The sequence below is a fragment of the Candidatus Alcyoniella australis genome (genome assembly GCA_030765605.1).
Classification (GTDB): Bacteria; Lernaellota; Lernaellaia; order JAVCCG01; family Alcyoniellaceae; genus Alcyoniella; species Alcyoniella australis.
In genome coordinates this window covers 1-19,824 of sequence record JAVCCG010000147.1, presented here as the reverse complement: position 1 = coordinate 19,824, position 19,824 = coordinate 1, and the positions used below count along the sequence as shown (strand labels likewise).

Here is a 19,824-nt window from a genome sequence, read left to right as displayed (position 1 = left end):
TGGTGCGGCAGGTCACGCAGCTCCGCGCGGCTGATGCGCGGGTAGCTTAGGTACGACTTGGACGCGGGGAACAGCAGCCAGGGCCCCCAGGTCAGCACCACCAGCGCCGCATTGTCCAAGAGCATGGTCAAGCCAAAGCCCAGCAGGCCCAGGCCGAGAAACACGTCGAACAGGCCGTCGCGATGATAGGACCAGTACAATCGGTTTCGCAGCTCGCGCTGTTCCATCGGCCGCTCCCGCATGACCCGTCCTCGGTCGGATCGAGGACGCGGCGGCGATATTGATCAGAACTGTTTGGTGTACTTGGTCTTCTCGCCGTCAGTCTCGGCGTACGTTTCGGCTTGGTAGCCGAACTGCTCGGATGTGATCGTGTCGTGGATCGGGTTGGTTTCGCCCGCGTTGTAGCCGCTGAGGTGGACCACGATTCCGTTGGGCTTGACCACGCGCTCGATCTCGCGCAGCTCGGCCTCCAGGTTCCAGCCGATGGCGTGGCAGGTCAAAAGCACGTCCACGTCGTTCTCGGGAATCTGCAGCGAATCCAGCTGGCCGTCCATGGCGTAGAGATTGTAGATCCGTTTACGCTTGGCCTTGTTGCGGATGAAGTGGCGCATACTCGAGCACGGTTCCACGGCGAACACGGTTAGCGCCTTATTGCAGGCCCAGAAGCTCAGCCTGCCGGTTCCCGCTCCGGCGTCGAGCACAATCTTATTGCACAGGTCGATTCCCTCGAGCGCCAAGCTGAAGTCGGTTCCGAGGTTCGAGCGGCGGTCGTAGATCTCGGGATGCTTGCAGTAGATCAGCAGGTCGGCCAGTTCCCAAATGCATTCATGGGCGGCCTTTTCGGACTCGCGGTCCTCGTCCAGCGGATCGTAACGCTTGAGGATCTCGGAGATGTAATCGCCGATCTGAGGCTGCATGGCCGTGAGGAAGCGTTTGATCGAGGGGTATTTGTGTAACACCACGGCCAGCGCACGGTCCGGCGCGCGCTGGGGAAGATAGGCGATCTGGAATCGCTCGAGCAGATACAGATCCTCGATGCTCAGATCAAGGTCGCCATAAAGCGAAAAAAGCTTGTCTGCGTGTCTCACAACCATAGGATATCATTGATACAGTTGCTCGGACAAGCAGTAAGATTTGTATGCGGATTTCGATTTGCTACAACGTTGAGCCCGGAACCGAATGTTATGTACGATAAATTATTGCTCCATCGACATCGGAGGCGCGTCGCATGGCTCTGAGAATGGTCGAAATCTTCGTGCCCGCGGCGGACAGCGATGACGCTCTGCGCATCATTCGCGAGCTGCCGATCGAGGCTGTTTGGAATCTGGAAACCGGCTCGGGTCAGATGATGATCCGCCTGCTGGTGAGTTCGGAGCACATCGAACAACTGTTGGACGTGATCGACCGGCGTTTTGCCACGGCCGACGGCTATCGCGTGCTGCTGCTGCTCGCCGCGGCGATCTATCTCTCTTCGTTGTGGTAGAGGTCTGTCCGAGTCTTTATTGCAGCCGCATCACCACGATGTAGCTTTTGTTGCCCGGCTTGGCAAAGGCCGCGGTCTCCAGCGGCTCGCCGCTTAGTTCCACGAACTTGGCCAGGTCGAACAGCGGTAGGTTGCCCACGAAAAAAACGCGTTCCATGTCCGCGGGCGTGATCTGCTCCACCAGCTGCTGATCGGAGCGAAAATGGATCGGCATGGTCAGGGTCAGCCGTTGGTCCACCAGCTCGGAAAAGGGCAGGGCGTATTGCCAGGCCGATAAATGCAGCCGCACGTCCGGGCGTTCGTCGAAGTAGATTTTAAAACCGTTGAACGGCATGTGCATGCTGTAGTTGAAAAACACGTCCACCGGCCCGTGTTGCGCCTGCCGGTCGATGTAGTCCATTGACTCGCGTAGACCAAATCCCGCGGGCCAGCCCTCGATGTGTTGCCAGCGATCGCGCTGCGCCAGCGGCGCGTGGATCGGATCGTCGACGATTCTCCACGAGTGGTAAGCGTAGATCGACGCCATCAGCGCCAGCACCAGCAGCGGCAGGGCCGCGATGAACGGCGCCCTCGCCGACTTGAGCATCCGGCCTGCGCGCTCGCAAATTTCAAACAGCGCCCATGCCGCGCCGATCAGCACGAAGGGCACTGTGAACAGCAAGTAGCGCGGGTAGAGCTTGTTGGCCAGCGTGATCTCGATGACCACGGCGCCGAGCACGACCAGGACCAGGGCCAGAGCGTCGGCCCGGCGGCGGTAGAGCATGATCACGGCAAAGGCCGCGAACAGCAGCAACGCGGGCAGGCCGAGGTAGACCAGTCCGGCGTCCGCCGCCACCCTCAGGTTGTCCGACACTCCGGCGGCCAAGCCGCGCGCCGAGCCGAGCAGATATTTCGACAGCGTCTCGAAACGTTCGCTGTCCAGCGCACGATTGGGGTAGAAATTGACGCCCCAGCGCATTGCCAGCCCGATCGCCAAGCTTGCGGCCACTGCCGCCGTTGCACGCCGATCGGGCGCTTGCCGTTTGTCCAGGGCCGCGGCCAACCACAGCAACGGCGGGAAGATCAGGTAGTAGACGCAGTAGCGCTTGGTGATCAACGCCGCGCCGAGCACCAGGCCCAGCAGCCAAAAGCTGCCCGGCTTGGAGCGGTAGAGCATGCGGTACGTCAGGTAGAAGGCAAGCACGCCCCACGCTGTTGCCAGCGGGTCCATGATCCCCAGGCGATCGTGGAACACGGCGAAGGGGCACAGGGCATAAAGCAGGCCGACCAGGTAGGGCGCGGCGCGATACTTATTGCCGATCAGCTCGCGCGTCAGCAGCAGCGTGCCGATCAAGCTCAGCAGTCCACAGAGCACTGCGGACAGTCGCATGGCGTACAGCGGGTCGCGGAACAACGGTATCAGCGGGCTGGAGATCCAGAAGTACAGCGGCTGCTTGCCCACCGCATCAAAAGAGACAAAGGCATTTGACGGGCTTTGAAAGATCTGTTGGGTCCAGCGCAGATGGCCCAACTCGTCGTTAAACGGCGGCAAATCCAGCAGGCTTGGCAGGCGTAACGCCAAGTATACTGCGCAGAGCAATATCAGCCACAGCGCGATCAGCGCCCTGGAGCGTTTGGGCGGCTGCGGCAAATCAATCGGTAAGGGGACCACAACAGGAAAGTATAGCCCAAGAAACTGTTTGTCGGGACGCGCGGTTTTGTTAATCTGACTAAGACAACATGAACTGGATAATATTTTCCTCGATGGACTTTCGTCGCTCAACTGTTCTTTGCGCATTGCTGCTGATGTTGGTGACGTGCTGCGCGTGCTGCTCCGGCCAGGCTGACGGCGTAGAAGATTCGTCGACGCAGCGACCCGACCCCGGAGTATCCGACGGCAATCTTGAGTGCGGCATGCGCCGGGTCTTTGATCTGAGGATCGGCGAGTCAGTCCAGGTGGAGTTCCAGGGCCGCGATCCGATCGAGATCGAGCTGCTGCAAGTTCAAAGCGAATTTGACGATAAACGCGGTGCGTTACGGCGTTCACTGGTCCAGGTCGCGGTGAACGGCACTGCGCTGTGGATCGAGTCGGGCAACTACACGCTGCCAATATCGATCAACGGCGTGCAACTGGATTGCCCGGTCACCGCGGACTACTACGCGAACAGCAACGAGGACCGCTGGGGTCTGCAACGGGACGCGCGCCTGCGCGTCTGGCGCGATGGGTGCCCGCTGTTTTGCGCGGACGATTTTTACTATCCGCTGCCGCAGCAGCGCTGGATGGAGAATCGCACGCAGGCGGGCAACGAGCCCACTGACGATTACCTGCCGTTCATGCGTTCGATCTACTACCACTCGGGCGTGGATCTGGGCGGGGTCGAGGCGCTGGACACGGTGGCCGCGGCGACCGCCGGTCTGGTGGTGCTGGCCCACGGCGAGGTGCTGCCGGGCTATGAGCAGACCCCGGCGCAGCTCGAGCAGCACATGGGGCGCGATCGCATCGACGTGGTCTACCTGCTCGACGATCGCGGCTGGTTCTATCGCTACAGCCACCTCTACGGCGCTTTTCCCGAGGTGCGAATCGGGGAGCAGGTCGTTGCGGGTCAGCCGATCGGCCTGCTGGGCAAGGAGGGATCGAGCGGCGGCTGGTCGCATCTGCACTTCGAGATTATCTGCGAGCAGCCATCGGGTCTGTGGGGCACTGAGGCGGCCTACGCCTACCTCTGGGAGGCCTACCTCGAGCAGCACGATCCGCGGCTGATCGCAGTGGCGCGGCCCCATCGCTACGGCGTGCCGGGCGACCTGATCGAGCTCGATGGCTCGCGCTCGCGAAGTATGGCGGGCCAAATCGTAGAGTATCGCTGGCACTTCCACGACGGCCAAATTGCGAGCGGTCAGCGAGTCTCGCGGGTTTACGACCAGCCGGGGTTTTTCACCGAGCTGCTCCAGGTGCGCGACGATCAGGGCAACACGGCCTTTGATCCGGCGGTAGTGCAGATCGTGCATCGCAATCACCTGCCGCTCTACAGCTATTTGCACGCGGCGCATTACCCCTCGCAACAGGTGCGGGCCGGGGAGTCGGTTGTGTTCAAGGCACGGCTGATCGGCATCGGTGGCGGGTCAGAGGTCTGGGATTTCGGCGACGGCAGTCCGCTTGCGAATACCGAGTCGGACAGCAGCCCCGTGGGCGGCTACGCCCAAATCGAGCATAGCTACGACGCGGCGGGCGACTACCTGGTACGGGTACAGCGCGTGAACAAGCGCGGCGAACCCTCGATCGTCCGGCTCTGGGTGCGGGTGAAGCCGTAGCCCTCTACTCGAAGGTCGCTGGCGGCAGGTCCGCGGGAGCGGCTCCCCATTCAAGGTTCGGCTCGGGCCCCATCTGCAAAATCAGCTCTCCGCCCGCGGCGATCTGATCGTAGGTCAGCCAGGCGCGCGACAACGGCTCGCTATCGAGAGTCGCGGATTGGATGTAGACGTTCTCGACGCTCAGGCCGCGGGCCTCGATCACGAACTCGTCCTGGCTGTTGCGCGGCCGCAGGCTCACGCGTGGGAAGATCGGCGCGCCCAGCAGGTAGACCGGTTCGCCCACAGTCACCTGGTACAGCCCGAGCGCGGCCAGTGCGAACCAGGCCGACATCGTGCCCGCGTCGTCGTCCATCTCCGGGATCATCCCTTCGGGATCGAGGCGAAAGATCCGGCCGTGGTACGGTGCGCTCCACTTCTCATGGGTGCCGTACCACTGGTTGACCTTCTCGCACAGCAGCGAGCGCACCAGCCGTTGGCTGCGCCAGGGCGCGCCCGCGTAGTGGAATAGGAACGGCGCGTGGATGTCCGGCTCGTTCCCCTGGTTGTAAAGCTCCTGCTCAAAGAAGTGGATCAGATCGTCGAGGAATTGCTGTGGCCCGCCGTCGAGCTCGATGATCCCAGCCACATCGTGGGGCACGGCCCAGCGGTATTGCCACAGCGTCCCCTCGTATAGCCCGCGCGCGTGCACCGTGTCCGCGTCATCGCCCATCACCTTGAAGTGCTCGTTCCAGGTCGACTCGTATTGCGCGGCCTGCGCCAGCAGCGCGTCACGCTCAACGTCGTGACCCAGATCTTCGGCGATCTGCGCCGCGGCCCACAGGTCGAAAGACGATTCGAGCCGACTGTCCGGAGTGCCGAACTCCAGGCCCTCGACCTCGCTAAGGATCGCGTCGTATGCCTGTTGCAGCTCGTCCGGCGCGAGCAGGCCCTTGCGCCGAGCGTCGAGCAGCAGGGCCGCCGAGTGCTCGGTGCGCACGTTGGGGTAGGGCTCATGGTCCGTGGACCAATCGGCCTTGCCCTGTACGTAGAGCTCGACCAGCGAACGCGCCAGGTCGGAGTAACGCCGGGGGTCGAGCAGCGAGATCAGGGGGTATTTGGTGCGGTGGGTGTCCCACAGCGACCAGCCGTGATAGTGCCTGTGGTCCGTGGCCTGATGCAGCTCGCCGTCCGTGCCGCGATAAATGCCAGCGGAGTCGGTAACGTCGGCCGGGTAGAGCAGCGAGCGGTAGAGCATGGTGTAGAACAGCCTACGCAAATTATCGTCGCCCTCAACGTAGGCCGTGTGCAACAGTTCGTTCCAGGCCAGGCGCGCGGACTCGCGCAGCTCCTCGAACTCCAGGCCGTTAAGTTCGGCGTCACGCTGGGCGCGCGCGGAATCCACGTCAACGCTGGAGAGTCCGACCTCGACCCTCAGCGGCTGAGCTGAGGGCGCGAACCAGACGCGCAGGTTGGCGTCGCCATCCAGCGGCTCGAGCTCGACGTAGGGCTCGCTGAAGCGCGCGCTGAAGAACAGGGAGTAGCGCCCTTCGCCGCAGACGTTGGCGCCCGAGAGCATGCCGTGGATCTCGTCTGCGCCCGGACCGGGCTGCCAGAAGGATGCGGGCGGGCCGTTCAGCGGCTGGTCGAGCACGATTAGCAGCGAGCGTTCGACGTCCGCGGGGAAGGTGTAGCGATGCAGCCCCGAGTGTGCGGCCACGCAAAGCTCTACGTCGATCGGCCCGACAGAGCTTTCCAGGCCCACGGAATAGAAGCCCGGCGTTGCCTGCTCGCCGGCCTTGTCCATCACGGCCAGCCGTTGCAGCTCGCTGCCGGCCAGCGGCAGCAGCAGCAGGTCCGCGCCCGCGCCCGAGCAGCCCACGCCGTTGATCCGCGTGTGGGAAAATCCGCGCGCGATGTTGATGCGAAAGTCGTAGCCGCTGTGCCCGCGCACCAGGGTGTCCGGCCCGAGCTTGACCATGCCAAAGGGGTATGAGGCCGCCGGATGGAGCTGGCCGTGATCGCCCGATGTGCCCATCAGCGGGTCGACCAGCGCGGTGAGGTCCTCCAGGTCGGGTTGATCGTCATCGTCGTCGAGCTGATCGTCGTCGGATTGATCGTCGTCGGGCTGATCGTCGTCGGGCTGATCGTCGTGGTCAGCGTCGGATAGATCGGCGCAGGCGGACAGCAGCGCAATCAGCATTACGATCAGCAACAGCTTGCGTCCCCACGCCATAACAGCCCTCCGATTGTGGATTTTATAGAGCATTTAATCGGGGATTGAAGCGATCCGCGGTCATTTTGATCCTTTGCACCGCGCTGCTTGCGCCGAACGCGGCTCTGGCCGTGGACGCCTGCACCTGGGGCTACGAGGTTGGGGCGAACGCGTCCGGGGAGCGGCTGCTGGCCGCCGGAGCGGTCTGGGAGGACCGCTTTTACGTGGTGGGCGGCAGGCTGTTCAACACCACGATTTACGACAACATGTGGTCCTACGACCCCATCGGCGATACCTGGGAGGTCCTGACTCTGCTGCCCGAAAACGTGGTCGCCTCCTGCGCCGTGGGCTATGAGGGTAAGATCTTCTCGGTTGGCGGCGCCACCGGGCTGCCGTTTAGCGAAATCGACAAGCTCTACATCTACGATATCCAGGGCGACACCTGGTCCCAAGGAGCCGACCTGCCCGCGAAGCGTTTCAACACGACCTGCGGGATGCTCGACGGCAAGATCTACTCCGCCGGGGGGTACGATTCGGGCAACCAGGCCGAGCTGTACATCTACGACATCGAGCAGGACACCTGGAGCAGCGGTCATGATATGCCGACGGTCGTAGCCGGCGCGCGGACCCGCAGTTGACCGATTACGAACAGATCGAGTGCAGTGTGGACCTGGGCGACGCCGAGGCCGGATCCTACGATCTGACCGTGACCACGGACAACGGCGAAGGGACCCTGGCGAGCGCTTTCGCAATCACGGCGCCTCCAGACGGCGATGACGATGATGACGACGCTACGGGCGGCGACGATGATGACGACGACTCGGGGTGCTGCGGCTGAGCAGATCGATAAACGATCAACCACGCAGGGATTGATCGGAAGCCGGGTATCCGTTGACGGACTAGGACACCCCGCCATCAGCGTGGGGGGAGCGTTTTCCCTTGGTTGCCTTCGCATAGATCAGCAAGGGGACAATCCCTAAAACGCTGCCAATGACAACTCCCACTAGAGCGCCCCCAGCGCCGGCCAATGACCAGCCGACAACGATGTAAACGATGATTGCATTCATCCCCAGGGGGATCGCCACGGTGATAAAGGCGAAGACGATGTTGATCAGCGCGAAAGTCCCACCAAAGACCATCAGGAGAGTCAGTAACGGTGTCTTGAGGTCGATGCGGTCGGCCGATGCCTTCACCGCGGATCTGTCATCCGCGGGAATTCCCGAGGTGTCACCCAGGTAGGAGCCGTTGAACGACACCTCTTGCAGACCCAGCACGCCTTGCAGGTTGGTGCCCTCAAGCGTCGTACAACGGAAGCTCGTCTTGGGGGAGATCTGCGCTTCCGAGAGGTCGGCGCCGGTAAGGTTGGCCTTGCGCAGGTCTGCCCCCGAGAGGTCCGCGTGAACCAACTTGGCGTTGCCCAGATTCGTATTGGTTAGTTTGGCATCCGAGAGGTTGCATCTCGAGAGATTGGCTCCCTTCAATGGCAGCGGAGACATGTCGACGCCGACCAGGATCGCTCCCGAGAGGTCGTTGCCTTGCTCCAACTGCTTTTTCAGGGTGTTGTGAAAAGCGGCTTTATTGTCGTTCGGAAGGTGTTCCCAGCAGAATTCCGTGCCCGGCAGCGCTTGCTTGGCGCAGCCCTGACCCTTCTTCACGTGGGAACATTTCTTGGTTGTTTCGTCAGACTTCCGAGGTGCTGGGAGTTCAGTGGACGGGCTGGGCTGGGCCTCGGCATCGGGTATCGGGTTTTGTGAGGCCGTACCCTCCGCGCCGTCATTTGAAAGTTGCGCGCGGATCTCATTGATAAAGGTATCCAGATCCGCACTGACCACAACCGTCAACTTTATCTCTGTCGTATCGCCGGCTTGGTCGGTCAGCACGATGCCGAGTGTCTTGCCCTTGCCGAACTTATACGGCTCCACTCCGGCCAACTCAGTTAGGGGGAAGCTCGAAATAGTGCTCTTCTTGAAGTGTATTATTCGCAGCTGGGTCAGCACGATTCCTTCCTTGCCGTTGCCCATAATCGTATTATCGCAGAAGAGCAACCATTTCTCGCCCTGCTCGAGGGTCACGAACTTCTCGAAGTTGTTGAGGACTTTTTCTTTGTCGATTACCTCTCGATACATCGTTACCTCCATGGCCCGAATCAATCGTGATATGGGATGCGGCCCGGTTGCCAAACTCCCGATGAATCCAAAGTGGATTCGATCAATTTGCGACCCAATGCAATCTGCTTGACTTTTGACAAGAAAAGGTACCAAAAGTCGCCCTTTTTCCCAAGAGGTATTTTATAATAGGCTCGTATCGTATTAATACTAACGTACAAGGTTGTTGTATTGGTCGCTGCTTGGTGGATAGCCCTGATTATTCCTGCGCTAAATCCCGGGCGTAGCGGAAGCAGATGATGATCGCGGTGACGAGCTGGAGCTGACGCCCGAGCAAGCCGAGCTGTTCGAACTTGCTCACGAGGCGCGGCTGGAGCTGTTCCAGGCGCTCTCCCCGATGGGAAACTAATTCTCACGCCAAGAGATAGAGCAAGAACGAGATCGGATGCATTTGGTGCGTCAATCCTTCCTGGAGGAAATGCAGGCCCAGACGCCCGACTTCCCCAGTCTGGCCCAAAGGTTAAAGCGAGCCGATAACGGGCCTGAAGTCGATTCCTTCAACACCATGATCGACGCTGAGGCTGCGTTTCACGCCAGTCTCACACCCTTGCAGCGTCAGAAGCTGGTCGATCTTGACCAGCATCGTCCGCCACCGATGCATCATTGAACGATCCCTGACAATGCCGATCTCCCTTTGGCGGATTGGCCAAATCGGTCAAAGGTCGGTGGGGTATTACATGGGGAAAGCGCTGATCACCCCTGGCGCTTTTTCCTCTTTTTATCTTTCGTGTGCCCACTCCGCAGTGAAGTGGTCTTTTAATATCGAACAGTGCAATATTCGAGTTCAATTTGGATGCGATACAGACCGATACCCATTGATACTTATTCGTCACTGATTTTTGCGCGGTTGGCCGGTACCTTGACAATGTCAACTGCTGCCCTGCGAGCGCCCGAACGGAGAGAGCCATGCAAATCAAATTTACCAATTTACCAATCGCAATCGCCTGCGTTCTGGCCTTGGTCGCGTTCAGCGCTTCGGGTTGCCCCGGGCCGCCTCAGGCCGGCAAGGCGTCGCAGCCGCACGCGGATCAGGCCCCGGTCAAGGTGCGGGCCACGACCATCGCGGCTCAGCCGTTCTCGCGCATTATCGAGTTCAGCGGCTCGATCGAGGCGGTCAACGACGTGACCGTGATCTCCGAGACTGCCGGTAGGGTCGTGATCGATCGGCTCGAGATCGGTGCCCGCGTGAAGAAGGGCGACGCGCTGGTCAGCGTGGACAGCGAGCCGTACCGCATTGAGCTCGACGCGGCGCAGGCCGCAGTGTCCCAGGCCACGGTCGGCCTGGAGCAGGCTCAGGACCAGCTCGATCGCGCCGGACTGCTGCACGACAAACAGCTGATCTCGGACGCGGACTTCGATCAGATCAAGTACGCCCAACGCAACGCCCAGGCCGTCCTGGAATCGGCCGAGGCGAAGCTGTCTTTGGCCCGGCGCTCATTGCGCAACGCCACTGTGCGCGCACCGTTCGACGGTGTGATCGCCGACGATCTGGTCTCACTGGGCGACACCTTGGGTCAGGGCACCGCAGTTGCCCAACTGGTCGATCCCGGCCAACTGCAATTAATGATCGGTGTGGGCCAGGAGGAGATCGATGCTGTCCAGCCGGGCATGGAGGCTCGGCTGAGCATCCCGACTTTGGGCGAGAGCGAGCTGCGCGCCAATGTGGCGCGAGTGGGGGTCAAGGCGCTGGAGCCGACCATGACCTACCCGGTGCAGCTCGAGCTGATCGATCCGCCCGACTCCGTTCGGGTGGGGATGATCGCCACGGTACAGATCCCGGTGTTGTCCATTGAACAGGCCTTCTCCGTGCCGATCGACGCGGTCTTCCAGCGCTACGGCAAGAGCTACGTGTTCCTGATCGACAACGGCGCGGTCCGCGAGCAACAGGTGACGCCCGGTCCGCAGAACGGACGGCGGGTCGTGCTCCAGGACGGGGTCGAGGCCGGCGATGCGATAGTGACCGTGGGAAACGAGAAGCTGAACGACGGCTCGACCGTCGAAGTCGTGGAGTAGGGCGATGTCGCTGCCGAGCTTTGTTGTCAAGCAACCGGTGATGGTCAACCTGCTGATGGTCGTGGTGATCATCGCCGGGCTGTTCGCGATCTTCAACATGCCGATCGAGCGCCACCCCTCGGTGACGATCGAGATCGCGATCGTCAGCGCCACCTACCCGGGCGCCTCGCCGCTGGACGTCGAGCGGCTGATCACCCTGCCGCTGGAGGATCGGATTCGGACGCTGTCGGACATCGAGCAGGTCTACGCCCAGAGTTACGAGGGGCGTGCGCTGATCTTCGTCGAATACGACAGCGACATCGAGGATTACGAGATCGCGGTCACTGATCTCAAATCGGAGATCGACCGCATCAAAGGCGAGCTGCCCCAGGAGGCCGCGGACTCGCTGCAAGTAATTAAAATCAAGTCCAGCGATCTGCGCTCGGTGCTCGACGTGACCCTCACCGGCGAGTACGGCGTTGCCGGGATGGAGCAGCTGGCCGAAGAGATCAAGCAAGCGATGCTCGACATCGATGGCATTAAGAAGGTCGAAATCAGCGGCGTTCCCACCCGCGAGGTGCGCGTCGAGGCCGACCGCTCGCGGATCGAGGCCCACGGCGTAACGCTCAATCAGATCTACATTGCAATCCAGCGGGCCAACAGCGATTTGCCCTCGGGCCGGATCGACCTGGGGACCAAGGAACTGATCTTCAGCCCCAGCGGCCAGATCCAGAGCGCGCGGCAGATTGCCGACGTAGTGGTGCTCAGCGACCGGCAAGGGCGCTCGGTGCGCGTGGGCGACCTGGCGCAGGTGGTCGATGGCTTTGACGAGGACCAGGTCACCAGCCGCCTCAACGGTGAAAAGACGGTGACCATCGAGCTGTTCATGAAGGACGACGGCTCGGTGATCGACCTGGCGCGTCAGGCCCGTACTGTGATCGAGGACTTTCAGGGCCGGATCAACGACGTGACGATCTCGGTGCAGAAGGACACGTCCGAGGACGTCAGCGACAGCATCCGCGCGCTGTCGGGCAACGCGCTGGTCGGTCTGGTGCTGGTGGCGCTGCTGATGACTTTCCTGATCGGCGCGCGTAGCGGAGCCCTGGCCGTGATCGGTATTCCCTTCGCCTTCCTCTTCGCCTTTGCCGCTCTGAGCTGGATCGGCGAGACGATCAACACGCTGTCGTTGTTCGGCTTCATCCTGGTGCTGGGGATGGTGGTCGACGACGCGATCATCGTCATCGAAAACGTCTACCGTCATTTGGAGATGGGCAAGGATCGGGTCCAGGCGGCGATCGACGGCACGCACGAGGTGATGTGGCCGGTGGTCGCGGCGGTGCTGACCACCGTGGCAGCGTTTCTGCCGCTGCTGATGACCGAGGGTCGAATCGGCAAGTTTATCTACGTGCTGCCGGTGGTGGCGATGCTCGCGCTCGCCGGATCGCTGGTCGAGGCGCTGGTGGTGCTCCCCTCGCATTTGGCCGACTTCGGCAGGCTGCCGCACAACCACAGCCGCCGCCTGGGCGATCGGATGTTCCGCCGCCTGCTGGCGATATATCGACGGCTGATCGGCAAGGCGCTGCGCCACCGCTATCTGGTGGTCGGCGGCACCGTGGCCGCGACTCTGCTGGTGACGATGGCCGCCGCGACGCTGCTGCGGGTCGAGCTGTTCCCCCGCGAGGACAGCTCGAGCGAGGAGCTGATCGTCCGGCTGCCGGTGGGCACGCGGCTGGACGTGACCGACGGCGTGCTGGCCGATCTGAGCAAGCGGATCATCGACGAGTTGCCCCAGACCGACGTCGAGTCGGTGACCGTGCTCGCCGGGATGGTGATCCAACATCGCAGCCGGATGACCACCACCGACGGCGGAATGATCACCGTCAACTTTACGGAGAATTCCGACCGTCGCACCAACCAACAGATCAAGGCCGACATTCGCAAGATCGTCGACGGCATTCCCGAGATCAGGTCGGTGCAGTTTCAGGCCGGCAGACACGGGCCGCCGGTTGATTCGGCCGTGGACATCCGGATCAAGGGCTCCGACCTGGAGAAGATGCAGACCATCGCCACGATGATCGAGCAGGACCTGAACGCGATTCCGGGCGTTTCCGACGTGCGCACCGACTTCCAGACCGGCAAGTCCAAGCTGCGGTTCATTCCCGACCGCGTCAAACTCTCGGCCTACGGCATCAGCATCGCCGAGCTCTCCAGCGAGCTGCGGATGTCGATCGAGGGGTTCGAGGCGACCTCGTTTCGCGATAAGAGCGACGACGAGGTCAAGGTCTGGGTGATGTATCGCGAGGACGACCGCGCCGGGCTCGAGCAGCTGCGCAAGCTGCGGATCGGATCGTCGCTGGGCGTCAGCGTACCGCTGAGCGAGCTGGGCACCTTTGCCACCGAGCAGACCCTCGAGGCGGTCAACCGTTACGACGGTCGGCGGGTGATTTCGGTTACCGCCAACGTCGACAACCAACAGGCGACCTCGGAGGAGGCCAACGGGACCATCCGCGAGCTCTACGCCAACGTCCCGTCGCGCTTTCCGGGCAACTCGCTGGAGTTCTCCGGCGAGGCCAAGCAGCAGAGCGACGTATTCGGCGACCTGTATTACGAGTTCCTGATCGCGCTGATCTTGATCTACATGATCCTCGGATCGCAGTTCAAATCGTTCGCCCAGCCGCTGGTGGTGATGATTACCGTGCCGTTCTCGATCCTCGGCGTGTCGATCGGGTTGATCGTGATGGGGATGAAATTCTCGATGGTCGCCGGGATGTCGGTGATCGCGCTGGCCGGGGTGGTGGTCAACGACTCGCTGGTGCTGGTCGACTTCGCCAACGTGCGCAAACGCGCCGGGATGGCGATCAACGAGGCCGTGGCCGACGCCGGGGCCCAGCGTATGCGGCCGATCCTGATGACGACGTTCACCACCATCGCCGGGTTGATGCCGATGGCCTGCGGCCTGGGCGGCGAGGGGCTGATGTGGAAGCCGATGGCGATCTGCATGATCTGGGGGCTGGCGTTCGCCACGCTGCTGACGCTGTTCGTGATTCCCTGCGCCTACTCGCTGCTTGAACACTGGCGGCTGCGGCTGTTGGGATTGATCGGGCGCTCGGACGCGCAGTAACGAGGAATCGTCCGGCCGGACTACAACAGCAACGTCGCTATTTGTGGTCCAGTCCCTTAATAATCGCCGGACCCGCGCTGGCGCCGATGCGGTCGGCCCCGGCCTCGATCATCTCCAAGGCTGTTTGAGTATCGCGGATTCCGCCGCTGGCCTTAACCCCCATATCGGTTCCGACCGTGGCGCGCAGCAGACGCACGTCGTCCACCGTTGCGCCGCCGCTGGAGAACCCGGTGCTGGTTTTGACAAAATCGGCTCCGGCGGATTGGGCGATGCGGCAGGCCGCGACCTTCTGCTCGTCACTGAGTAGACAGGTCTCGATGATTGTCTTGAGCACGATCGGTTGCGGGGCCGCATCACGCACCGTGCGGATGTCTTGCTCCACGCTTTGCAGGTCGCCCGCGATCAGGTCGCCGACGTTGATTACCATATCGATCTCTGTGGCTCCCAGCTCCACGGCGCGCCGCGCCTCGGCCGCCTTGGCCGCGCTCTCCATTGCGCCCAGGGGGAAGCCGATTACGCTGCAAACCTTGACCGCGCTGTTTGCCAGTCGCTTGGCAACCTGGGCCACGCGATTGGAGTTGACGCAGACCGACTTGAATCCAAAGCGCAGCGCCTCGTCGCACAGCCGGTCAAAGTCCGCGCTCAGCGCGTCGGGCTTCAGCAGCGTGTGGTCGATGTAGGACGCGAGCTGCTGCGGGCTGATCGTGGCTCGGTCCGGGCTCGCCTGCAGATCGATCAATCCCGGCGGAAGCTGCGCAATGTCGGGGAAGCTGGTCTGGGTTCCGTTGGACTGCACGCTGATCGAGGCGATGGTGTTGGCGCGTCGAATCGCCTCCTCTAGCGGCTGTCCGGCCGCCATGAAGAACGCCAGGCTGCCCACGAAGCAATCGCCCGCGCCCGTGGTGTCGATAGCGCGTACCGGTTGGACCGGCACGTGACGCACCGCGTCAGCGGTCACCAGCAGGCTACCGTGCTCGCCCAGGGTCAGGATCACCGATTTGGCCCCGCGTTCGAGCAACACCCGCGCCGCGATTTGCGCCTGCTCCACGCTCTGGGCGGGCAGTCCGGTGAGCAGCTCGGTCTCGCTTTGATTGGGGCAGAACACGTCGCTGAGCTGATAGCATTCGGCGGGCAGCTCGGCGCGGGCCGGCGCGGGATTGAAGATCGTCGTGACCCCGTGCTCGCGGGCGATGCGCAACGCGGCGAGGCTGATCTCCAGCGGGCTCTCGAGCTGGCAGACCAGCACCTGCGACGCGGCAATGACATCGCGCGCGGCCTCGACCTCGTCAACGGTCAGCAGGTCGTTGGCCCCGGTGACGATGATGATCGAGTTGTTCCCCTGCGCATCGACAGCGATCGGCGCGACTCCGCTGAACGCCTGGTCGGTGAACACCACGTGGCGCGTGTCGATCCCCAGCCGCTTGAAGTTGGCCAGGGTATCCTCGCCAAAGGTGTCGCGGCCGAGTTTGGCGACCATGCTCACCGCGGCTCCGAGCTTGGCGGCCATCGCCGCCTGGTTGGCCCCCTTGCCGCCGAAGCCGATGGCGAAGCGCTCGCCGTGCAGGGTCTCGCCCAACACCGGCAGACGCGGCACGTAGCTGATCAGGTCGATGTTGCACGCTCCGACCACGCAGATTCTCGGTTGGTCCATTGTCGCTCCTGGGTTGAGTCTCAAGGGCGTCGGGCAGGGATCATTAGACAGGTTTCTACTGTATTGCACACCGCGCGTGCAACCACTGGGCCGGTTGCGGCGCTGTCGGCGGAATGGTCTGGGTCCAATTGTGGGTCGCCCGATGCCGAGCTGCTATTTCTCCATTGAATCCAGAGTCGAGTCGACCAGAGCGGTCAAATCGCGGATCGCCACGACATCGGGATCGACTTCCGGGATCAGCGGCTGCGCGAGCAGCGCGTCGGCCCAGTCCGCGAACTCGTAGTCCTCGTACTGCAGCATGCCGCTGAACTGGAAGACCTCGATCCGCCGCACGCCCGCGGCCTTGGTCGCGGCCACGTCCGCGGCCAACTGGTCCGGCGATTCGTAGCCGTTGTTGCCCGTGGTCCGGACCAAACCCAGGTCGACCACCGCCGCGTCGCCGTACAACTCGCGGGCCTTGGTCGCGTACATATAGGCGAAGTAGGGCGATATGCCGAACGTGCCCACGTAGTGCGAGTATTCGGTGGTGTAGGCGCAGGGAGCTATGCGGTCCCAGTCGATGCCGTCCATCGGGATGTTGCACACGTCCTGGATGTCCGTGTCGCCGTCGTCCAGGTCGTCGACCAGGAACGGGAAGGTTGTGATCTGCACCTCGTATCCGCGTTGCTGGATCTGCTCAACCATCGCCTGATACTGCGCCAACGAGACTTGGAACATCTCCCGGTTCAACGTTCCCTCGAAGATCTCCAGCAACAGGGCGAAGTCGCCCTCGGCCCAGGCGTTCTGGATCTGCTTGTCCAGCGGCGAGCCCAGCTCCATGTTGATCGAGATCGTATCCACGCTGTGGGTCACCGTGTCCAGCCAGTTCAGGGCGGCGTCAACGTCCGCGCCGAAAGTATCGATGTTGGTCTCGCTGGGGAACCCGCCGACCGAGGCATACGGGCAAAGCGTGATCAAGATGCCCAGACCCTCAGCCTGCTCTAGGAGGGTCGCCAGGTTGGCTGAGCCGATCGAGCTCGGAGAGGCCCCGAGGTAGATGCGGAAGCCGCGTGTGGCGAACTCGTCGAGGTAGGGCAGCACGGCGGTGTGGGTGTAGGTCTTGATGCTGTACTCGAACTCGATGTCGTCGTCATCATCGTCATCGTCATCATCATCGTCGTCGTCAACGTCGTCGTCGGCAGCATCGTCGTCGTCGGCAGCATCGTCGTCGTCGTCCGACTCGTCATCGTCGCCTGCACAGGCCGCCACCAACAGCAGCGCGCACGCACAGCAGATCAGACACAGCAGAAACCACGTTTGTTTGCACATTTTCCGGCTCCCATTTCCCTGCAAAGGTTCAGCCCATGCCGTCCATCATTGAGGACAGCAACAGATCGTCCTGGCGCGCCTGTTGTTCGAACAGCTCCTCGGCCGTGTCCGCGTCCTTGTTGCGCAGCGCCTCGAGTAGTCGGTAATAGAGATCGAGCGAGGTCCGGGAGTTGTCGGCCAGCTGGGAATAGAGGCCGATCACCTGTTGCATCACCTGACGCACGGTGTTCAGTGTGAACACGAAGATCCGGTTGCCGCTGGCCTTGGCCAACTCGTAGTACAGCGCGAAGTCCGGTGCTGCCCTAATCAACTGTTGTTGCTTGCAAAGAACGGCCATTCAAGCTTTGAATCTTACGGGCTTTTACCAGATTGCCAAGGGATCAAACATATGTTGCAGGCGAAAACAGTAATAGTGGTCTGTTATTTCAAGTGGTTGCACATCTATTAACAACAATTGGCTAGGGAAGCACCCTGGTTCGCCCGGTGCCGGTTGTAGTAGGCGTGGTACTCGTCGAGGTACCACAGCAATTCGCCGTCCAGTTCACTCCCCGCCTTCCGAGGGCCCCATTCGCCATGACGTTCCCGGAAGGTCTTTAATCCATTCGGCAAAGACAGAGTACATGTCCCGGATGCCAATGAGCCGGCCGGCCGCGTCCACCTTCCCCGTCCACACCAAGTCTCTTTCTTTGTTGCCGACAATCCCGCTATTGAACCTCCGGCCAGGCGGAAGAAGTCCTCTTCCCTCAATCGTGTCGAATGCACGGTGTACATACTCGAGTTTTGCTTCGTCCGGCGAGCCGATCACCAGGCAGAAGCTCCAGTCGTCACCCTTCGCGTGGATCTTACCCTCGTGGATCGTGCACCCTGCCAGCAGTTCCGGGCTCAGGGTCGAGAAGAGGAGCCTGTAGCAGCTAGCCATTAGTTTGAATCCAGTCGAGAACTCATTAGGGTCGAAGAGAATCCCGATGGCGTGGCTGACGGCGCCAGCAGCGCGTGCATCGCCCAGATTCATCAATCCATCGGCGGCTGCCTTCATGACCCGCCAGTCCGTATCCCTAACTACGCCGACGAGTGGTTTGATCGCTCGCACGTCACCCAACGCCCAAAGCGCCTCGGCCGCCCGCAACCGGACATTTGCGACTTCGCTCCCAAGGGCGCCGATTAGCGGCTCGACCGCTCGCGTGTCGCCCAGCTCCCCTAGCGCCTTAGCGACGGCCTCGTGGATTTTATGTCCATAGCCATCGCCGTCGTTGAGGGCGCGGATGAGCGGTTCGACCGCTCGCGTGTCGCCCAACTTCCCGAGTACCTCGGCAGCACACTGCCGGACATCCGCGTCCTCATCCGTAAGGGCGCGGATGAGCGGGGCGACGGCTCGGGTGTCGCCCAGCTTCCCCAAGACCTCGACGGCGTGCTCCCGGAGTTCCGCGTCCCGTTCTCTGAGGACTCGGATTAACGGCTCGACCACCTCTGACTTGCCGCTACGCCCAAGTCGCAGGAAATCATCGTTTTCGCCCTTGACCCACCGGGCCCACTCCGGATGGCCCAACAACGCCAGCGCCTTGGCAGCACACTGCCGGACATCCGCGTCCTTATCCGTAAGGGCGCGGATGAGCGGGTCGACGGCCCGCGTGTCGCTTAGCTCACCCAGCGCTTTGGCTGCAGCCCCGCGGCCATCACATTTGCCTCCTAGCGCGCGGACCAGCGGCTCGACCGCACGGGCGTCCCCGAGTGCGCCGAGCGCCCAGGCGGCGGAACTTCGGACGTCCGAATCCCAGTGCCCGAGCGCACCGATTAGCGGCTCGACCACCTCTGACTTGCCGCTACGCCCAAGTCGCAGGAAATCATCGTCTTCGCCCTTGACCCACTGGGCCCACTCCGGATGGCCCAACAACGCCAGCGCCTTGGCAGCACACTGCCGGACATCCGCGTCCTTATCCGTAAGGGCGAGGATGAGCGGGTCGACGGCCCGCGTGTCGCTTAGCTCACCCAGCGCCTTAGCCGCGGCCTTGCGGGTATACGATTTCTCGTCCCCGAGCGCGCGGACCAGCGGCTCGACCGCACGGGCGTCCCCGAGTGCGCCGAGCGCCCAGGCGGCGGAACTTCGGACGTCCGAATCCCAGTGCCCGAGCGCACCGATTAGCGGCTCGACCGCACGCCCATCTCCGAGCTCACCGAGCGCCTTGGCAGCCGTCCAGACGAGCAAATGCCAGTGTTTGAGTGCACTGATGAGCGGCTCGAAGGCACGCGCGTCACCGCTTTCTCCCAGTCGCAGGAGGTCGTTGTCCATGCCGAGAACCCATGTCTTCCAATGTGCCTCCCCCAACTTTCCGAGCGCCTTAGCCGCGGCCTTGCGGGTATACGAGTTCTTGTCCCCGAGCGCACCGATTAGCGGCTCGACCGCACTGACGTCCCCAAGCGAACCGAGCGCCTCGGCGGCAGCCCTTTGGACAGACCAGTTCTTGTCCCCGAGCGCACCGATTAGCGGCTCGACCGCACTGACGTCCCCAAGCGAACCGAGCGCCTCGGCGGCAGTCTCTTGGACCATCAAGTTCTTGTCCCCGAGCGCACCGATTAGCGGCTCGACCGCACTGACGTCCCCAAGCGAACCGAGCGCCTCGGCGGCAG

The 19,824-nt window shown here is 62.4% G+C and carries 16 protein-coding genes; 7 read left to right on the top strand and 9 right to left on the bottom strand.

Annotated elements, in window-relative coordinates:
* Window positions 1-227: hypothetical protein (locus P9M14_17870; GenBank protein ID MDP8257619.1), on the bottom strand; the 227-nt coding region annotated here is incomplete at its 3' end.
* A gap of 57 nt (window positions 228-284) precedes the next feature.
* Complete coding sequence (locus P9M14_17865) at window positions 285-1,088, bottom strand: class I SAM-dependent methyltransferase (GenBank protein ID MDP8257618.1); 804 nt, start codon at window positions 1,086-1,088, stop codon at window positions 285-287.
* Window positions 1,089-1,228: 140 nt separating this feature from the next.
* Between P9M14_17865 and P9M14_17860 the strand changes: the two genes are divergently transcribed.
* On the top strand, window positions 1,229-1,483 hold the full coding sequence (locus P9M14_17860; protein MDP8257617.1) for a hypothetical protein: 255 nt from the start codon (window positions 1,229-1,231) through the stop codon (window positions 1,481-1,483).
* 16 nt (window positions 1,484-1,499) lie between these two features.
* Here P9M14_17860 and P9M14_17855 read toward each other — a convergent pair whose 3' ends face one another.
* Window positions 1,500-3,134: a glycosyltransferase family 39 protein gene (locus P9M14_17855; GenBank protein ID MDP8257616.1), complete on the bottom strand. Its 1,635-nt coding sequence runs from the start codon at window positions 3,132-3,134 to the stop codon at window positions 1,500-1,502.
* A 92-nt stretch (window positions 3,135-3,226) separates the two neighbouring features.
* On the opposite strand from P9M14_17855, the gene P9M14_17850 reads away from it, so the two are divergent.
* Window positions 3,227-4,771: a PKD domain-containing protein gene (locus tag P9M14_17850; protein MDP8257615.1), complete on the top strand. Its 1,545-nt coding sequence runs from the start codon at window positions 3,227-3,229 to the stop codon at window positions 4,769-4,771.
* 4 nt (window positions 4,772-4,775) lie between these two features.
* On the opposite strand, the gene P9M14_17845 is transcribed toward P9M14_17850, so the two are convergent.
* Window positions 4,776-6,983 (bottom strand): GH92 family glycosyl hydrolase, encoded by a 2,208-nt coding sequence (locus tag P9M14_17845; GenBank protein ID MDP8257614.1) that lies wholly within the window; start codon window positions 6,981-6,983, stop codon window positions 4,776-4,778.
* A gap of 65 nt (window positions 6,984-7,048) precedes the next feature.
* On the opposite strand from P9M14_17845, the gene P9M14_17840 reads away from it, so the two are divergent.
* Both P9M14_17840 and P9M14_17835 read left to right on the top strand, forming a co-directional pair.
* Window positions 7,049-7,600, top strand: coding sequence for a kelch repeat-containing protein (locus P9M14_17840; GenBank protein ID MDP8257613.1), 552 nt, complete (start codon window positions 7,049-7,051; stop codon window positions 7,598-7,600).
* Window positions 7,597-7,800, top strand: a complete 204-nt coding sequence (locus P9M14_17835; protein ID MDP8257612.1) for a hypothetical protein — start codon at window positions 7,597-7,599, stop codon at window positions 7,798-7,800. The genes P9M14_17840 and P9M14_17835 overlap by 4 nt, the downstream gene beginning before the upstream one ends.
* A gap of 61 nt (window positions 7,801-7,861) precedes the next feature.
* Here P9M14_17835 and P9M14_17830 read toward each other — a convergent pair whose 3' ends face one another.
* A complete protein-coding gene (locus P9M14_17830) occupies window positions 7,862-9,088 on the bottom strand; it encodes a pentapeptide repeat-containing protein (protein ID MDP8257611.1) in 1,227 nt (408 codons plus the stop codon).
* A 424-nt stretch (window positions 9,089-9,512) separates the two neighbouring features.
* Here P9M14_17830 and P9M14_17825 point away from each other — a divergent pair, with 424 nt between their 5' ends.
* From P9M14_17825 to P9M14_17815, 3 genes are all read left to right on the top strand, one after another.
* Complete coding sequence (locus tag P9M14_17825) at window positions 9,513-9,734, top strand: hypothetical protein (protein MDP8257610.1); 222 nt, start codon at window positions 9,513-9,515, stop codon at window positions 9,732-9,734.
* A gap of 299 nt (window positions 9,735-10,033) precedes the next feature.
* Complete coding sequence (locus P9M14_17820; protein ID MDP8257609.1) at window positions 10,034-11,140, top strand: efflux RND transporter periplasmic adaptor subunit; 1,107 nt, start codon at window positions 10,034-10,036, stop codon at window positions 11,138-11,140.
* Window positions 11,141-11,144: 4 nt separating this feature from the next.
* A complete protein-coding gene (locus P9M14_17815; protein MDP8257608.1) occupies window positions 11,145-14,240 on the top strand; it encodes an efflux RND transporter permease subunit in 3,096 nt (1,031 codons plus the stop codon).
* A 37-nt stretch (window positions 14,241-14,277) separates the two neighbouring features.
* Here the strand turns inward: P9M14_17815 and rbsK are convergent, their stop codons facing one another.
* From rbsK to P9M14_17795, 4 genes are all read right to left on the bottom strand, one after another.
* Window positions 14,278-15,891: a ribokinase gene (rbsK, locus tag P9M14_17810; GenBank protein MDP8257607.1), complete on the bottom strand. Its 1,614-nt coding sequence runs from the start codon at window positions 15,889-15,891 to the stop codon at window positions 14,278-14,280.
* Between the two features lie 153 nt (window positions 15,892-16,044).
* Window positions 16,045-17,199 carry a hypothetical protein gene (locus tag P9M14_17805; GenBank protein MDP8257606.1) on the bottom strand — a complete coding sequence of 385 codons (1,155 nt, stop codon included), beginning with the start codon at window positions 17,197-17,199 and terminating at the stop codon, window positions 16,045-16,047.
* Between the two features lie 28 nt (window positions 17,200-17,227).
* On the bottom strand, window positions 17,228-17,509 hold the full coding sequence (locus tag P9M14_17800; GenBank protein MDP8257605.1) for an FCD domain-containing protein: 282 nt from the start codon (window positions 17,507-17,509) through the stop codon (window positions 17,228-17,230).
* A gap of 231 nt (window positions 17,510-17,740) precedes the next feature.
* On the bottom strand, window positions 17,741-19,824 hold a 2,084-nt coding region (locus tag P9M14_17795), incomplete at its 5' end, for a HEAT repeat domain-containing protein (GenBank protein MDP8257604.1).